At 68.4% G+C, this 4404-nt stretch carries 4 protein-coding genes; 1 reads left to right on the top strand and 3 read right to left on the bottom strand.

Annotated features, from left to right (window positions below; genetic code table 11):
• Window positions 1-44 precede the first annotated feature (44 nt).
• Entirely contained in the window at window positions 45-578 is a 534-nt protein-coding gene (locus tag VFF46_RS23400; RefSeq protein WP_325039337.1) for a GNAT family N-acetyltransferase, read from the top strand.
• Here the strand turns inward: VFF46_RS23400 and VFF46_RS23405 are convergent.
• The 3 genes from VFF46_RS23405 to VFF46_RS23415 all read right to left on the bottom strand — a co-directional run bounded on the left by VFF46_RS23405 (window position 528) and on the right by VFF46_RS23415 (window position 4286).
• Complete coding sequence (locus VFF46_RS23405; protein ID WP_325039338.1) at window positions 528-1730, bottom strand: hypothetical protein; 1203 nt, start codon at window positions 1728-1730, stop codon at window positions 528-530. The genes VFF46_RS23400 and VFF46_RS23405 overlap by 51 nt on opposite strands.
• Window positions 1727-2854: a hypothetical protein gene (locus VFF46_RS23410; RefSeq protein ID WP_325039339.1), complete on the bottom strand. Its 1128-nt coding sequence runs from the start codon at window positions 2852-2854 to the stop codon at window positions 1727-1729. The genes VFF46_RS23405 and VFF46_RS23410 overlap by 4 nt, the downstream gene beginning before the upstream one ends.
• A gap of 355 nt (window positions 2855-3209) precedes the next feature.
• On the bottom strand, window positions 3210-4286 hold the full coding sequence (locus tag VFF46_RS23415) for a right-handed parallel beta-helix repeat-containing protein (RefSeq protein WP_325039340.1): 1077 nt from the start codon (window positions 4284-4286) through the stop codon (window positions 3210-3212).
• Window positions 4287-4404: the final 118 nt, after the last annotated feature.

Below are 4404 nucleotides of genomic sequence, written 5' to 3' on the forward strand. Positions count from 1 at the left end.
GCCGGGCGGTTTGGTGATTGGGCGAAACGGCGACACTGGTATGGATGCTGTGCCGCCATCTCCCGAAGGGGTCCGGGACCTTGGAACTCGCCATGCTCGGTGCCGACGACTGGCCGATCGCCCGAGAGGTACGCCTCCGGGCGCTGAAGGACTCGCCGTCGGCGTACCTCGCGGACTACGAGGACGAGGTGACCGTCGGTGCGGACGGCTGGCGGGAGCGGTTCACCCGGATGCACTGGGTCGTCGCCCGCGACACCTCCCGCGCGGACGCCGACGACCTGGGCCGGATCGTCGGGCTGGCGAGCTCGGTCCGGGTGGCCGGGCGCCCGCCGTACGAACGTCACATCGAGTCGGTGTGGGTGGACCCGCGGTACCGGCGCAACGGCGTACTGCGGGCCATCCTCGGCCAGCTCGCCGCGGCCGAACCCGCCGTGACCGAATGGCGGGTCTGGGTCCTCGACACCAACACGGTCGCCCGCGAGGTCTACGACCGTCTCGGCTTCAGCCCCACCGGTGAACGCCAGCTCCTAGCAGACGGCTCCGGCCGTCGCGAGATCCGCCTGCGATTCGGTCGGTAGACCGTACCCACAGGAGACCCAGTTCGTCAGCTGGAGACGGCTGAGCGCGTCCTCCTTGCGCTGCCTGGACGGGAGGTTGCTGAGCATCTTCTGCCAGAGCTCCTCGTCCTCCTGCCAGCTCTTGATGAACTCCACGCACAGGCTCGAGGAGATCCGGTGCGCCCAGGTCCTGGCGGTCTCCAGCGACCTGACGATGCGCGGGAACTCCTTGTCGTCGATCGACGCCTTCGCGTTCCGGATCGCCGCGAGGGTGTCCTCGATGGTCTCGAGCCGGATGCCCTTGAAGCGGTCCCAGTACGTCGGCTCCATCGCGAGCCGGAGCTGCTCCTCGAAGGGCATGCCCGGCTGGCTCTCGAACGCGGCGTACAGCCCCTCGGCCAGGAGGTCGCCGAACTCCTCGCGGGCCGCGCGTTGCGGGTCGGCGAACGGCTCGTACTGCAGTTGCCGGACCTCGCCGATCTTCGGGATCGCCCGGCGGGCGGCGTACCGGGCGAAGAAGAACCAGTCCTCGTTGTAGATGTCGGCGAAGAAGGACAGCTCCGGGCGTTGCAGGTCGACGCCGAGGACGGCGCCGCTGACGAACACGTCCTGCGGTGCGACCAGGCCGCGCGCGTGGCAGACCACCGAGTTGTCGGGGAACTCGCGGCTGGCCATCGACGCGACCGGGTGCCGGTCGAGGTACCCGGTCAGCCGGTCGACGTCCACCCTCCTGAGGCCGCGGATGTCGTCGTCGACGAAGAGGATCTTGTTCCAGCCGCGCAACCGTCCGTACAGCAGGCCGAGGTTGCGTTTCGCGCTGAGGTCACTGGACCGGCCGGCCGAGGCCTCCTGGAACTTCCGGTCCGAGGTCTTCGGGGTGGGGCACGGCGGCCGGTAGTCCTCCGGCACCTGGATGACCAGGGCCTGGGCGTGGAATGTGCTCTTCACGCGCTCCACGACCTTGTCGAGCAAGGCCTCGCGGCTGCACAGGATGACGAGCGGGACCCGCAGGTCGGCGGCCAGCCTGATCACGGGTTGCAGCTCGGACGCCCGGCGCGCGGCCGGGACCACGATCGCGTCGAGCTTGGTACTCGCCGCCGCACCCGCCGGAGCGGAGCCGTCGCACAGCAGGCCCGCGTGGGACGCGCGGATTTGTCGGGACCGACGGCTCATTCGGCCTCCTCCTCCGGTGACCATTCGAACAGCCGGTTCTCCGCGATCTCCAGGTCGGGCGTGACGGCCTCGCCGTTCACCACCGGGACGCGCATCAGCATGCCGAAGACGCCGCCCGGGAACCGGTTCGCCAGGTACGTCTCGTTGCGCTCGCGGACGGCGTCGTCGGTGAGCGTCCGGACCGCACCGAGCACGCCGCGGCTGTAGACGCCGTTGCAGATCGTGATGGTCCGGCTGTGGTTGAAGGGGTTGGGGAGCCGGGCGAACAGCGCGACGTCCTCGACCAGCTCGCGAGGCTTCGCGCCGCGCCACGCGTCCTGCGCCTGGTCCGCCTCAAGAGCGGCCTTCGACGGCGCGTCGTCCTCGGGGTCGAAGTCCTTCCGTTCCTCCCACTGCGGCCGGTACTCCTGGCCGTCGCGGGAGCGGAAGATCTCGCCGTCGGCCAGGTCCGGGACCGACAGCTGCCGGATCGGGAGGTTGTCGAGCACCCGCAGCAGCCGGCTGGTGACCCGGTTCCAGGCGATGCCACCGATCAGGACCAGGTGGCCGGACAGGTGGTCCGCGCTCACCTCCGACGGCAGCCGGTGCCGGACCCGGAGCTCCGGGTTGGACGCCCGGACGTGGCCCCACATCTCGATCAGCGCGTCGAGGTCGGCGTACCGGTACAGGCGGGTGAAGTTCGGGTTGTCCGGCTCGGCCAGCGGCGAGCGGCCCTCCTCCGGGATCTCCGGGCAGATCAAGGTGATGCGGCCCGACTCGAAGTCGAAGGTGTACGAACCGCTGGAGGCGGGGGTGCCGGTCTGGTGGTGGCGGATCTCGTCGCGGAGGCCGACGAGCTCGCGGTACAGGGCGTTGAAGCGTTCGCGTTCGGCGGTGTTCAGGTCGCCTTCGCGGGGGACGCGGTCAGGGACGACCGTCATCGCGAACAGCAGCGCGTACGAACGCAGCCGCTCCTCCGGGGGCAGCTTCGGGTTGGACTGCGACTCCCACGAACTGATCGTCGCCACCGCGACGCGGACCTCCGCGCTCAACGCGTTCGACAGGTCCTTCTGGGTCAGCCGCTCGGATTCCCGGAGGTCCCGGAGTCGTCTGGCGAGTCGTACGGCCTCTGGAGAGGGGGCCACTCTCACTCCCGAAAATGGTCGACCAATGCGGGTGCGGCGGATCGGCTGATCGTACACCCGGCTCTACCCGACTTCACCGGACCCCACTGTAGTGCGGCGTCCGAGGGTCGCTCGTACGCCGTGCCGTCCGTGGACAGGCGGGGCTCGGGCCGGAGATCGCTCGCCCATTGCTCCTGACAAACTGACGATCGACCGTGGTTACACCGTAGCTCTACCGTAGTACTGAAGTCGACCTGAAGCCAACTGAAGTCACGCGACGCGCGGACAACTGGCAGAAATCTGCGAACCCGGTGCTGGGAATGGCCTTGAACGTGAGCCGGCTGCCCCGTCGGACGGGGCAGCCGGTGTCTTGATCTCAGTTACACAGCCCCGCGGGCATCGAGGTGTGGCAGTCGTTGTCGGTGAAGCGGTTACCGGCGCCCTTGCCGTCCCAGCGGATGTCCGCCGGGCTGTTGCCGGTCGCGTCGTTGCCGGTGACGGTGTTCCAGGCCGCGTTCGCGCCGTGGAACATCTGGGCCGAGATCAGCACGATCCCGCCGGAGTTGAACTGCTTGCCGACGTTCCCGTTGACCTCGTTGTCACGCAGCACGTTCTTGGTGCCGCCGAGGACGAGCAGGCCGCCGCCCTGCAGCGGCGGGTGCTCCGCGTTCGCCGTACAGAACATGTTGTTCCGGTTCAGATCGTTGTCCCAGGCCGTCACGTTCCCGGCGCCGCCGGGCTGGCCGTCGTCCAGGATCAGCAGACCCTGGCAGTTGCCCCAGGACGTGTTGTCGTACACCTTCACGTACCGGCTGTGCCGCACGAACACGCCGAGCTGGTTACCGGTCGCCTGGTTGTCGTGTACGACGGCGTTCGCCATCGCGGTGTCGCCGACGTAGATGCCGGCCTCGCCGTTACGCCGTACGACGTTGTCATAGACCGCGCCGCCGACCGTGTCGAACCTGGCGATCCCGTAGTCGCCGTCGTTCACCGCGGTCACGTCGTGGACCACGAACCCCGAACCGCCGAACGCGACGATCCCCATTCCGTTGAAGCCCCGCACCTGCAGGTCCGAGATCTTCGTGTTGAGCACTCGCGTGACCACGTTCTGCTTCGCGTCCAGCCGCTTCGCGAACACGCAGAACGCGGCTCCCTTGCCGCCGAGGAAGTTCGTGGTGCAGATGTTCTTCGGCAGCACCTTCGGCGGCGCGATCACGGTGCCGTCACCCTGGCCACGGATCGTGATGCCGTCCTTGCGGATCAGCACACTCTGCCAGTACGTGCCTTCGTCGAGGACGATCGTCGTCCCCGGTGCGGCCTTGTCGACGGCCGCCTGGATCGACTGGCCCCGATGTACGTGCACCGTCGTCCCGCTCGCCTGCGCCGGTACGGCGGCGACGAACCCGAACACGACGGCCGGTACGACGGCCAGCACAGCAAGTCTTAGTCGCATAGCAATCCCCTCCCTGGACGATGCAACTAATTCGCCACGCTAAGCCCTCGCGGCTGCGGCGGAAACCCCATGAGTGCCCTCGGCAACATCGAAAACCCTTGCCCTACAGGGAATCCGG

This window comes from Kribbella sp. (genome assembly GCF_035655035.1).
Lineage (GTDB): Bacteria > Actinomycetota > Actinomycetes > Propionibacteriales > Kribbellaceae > Kribbella.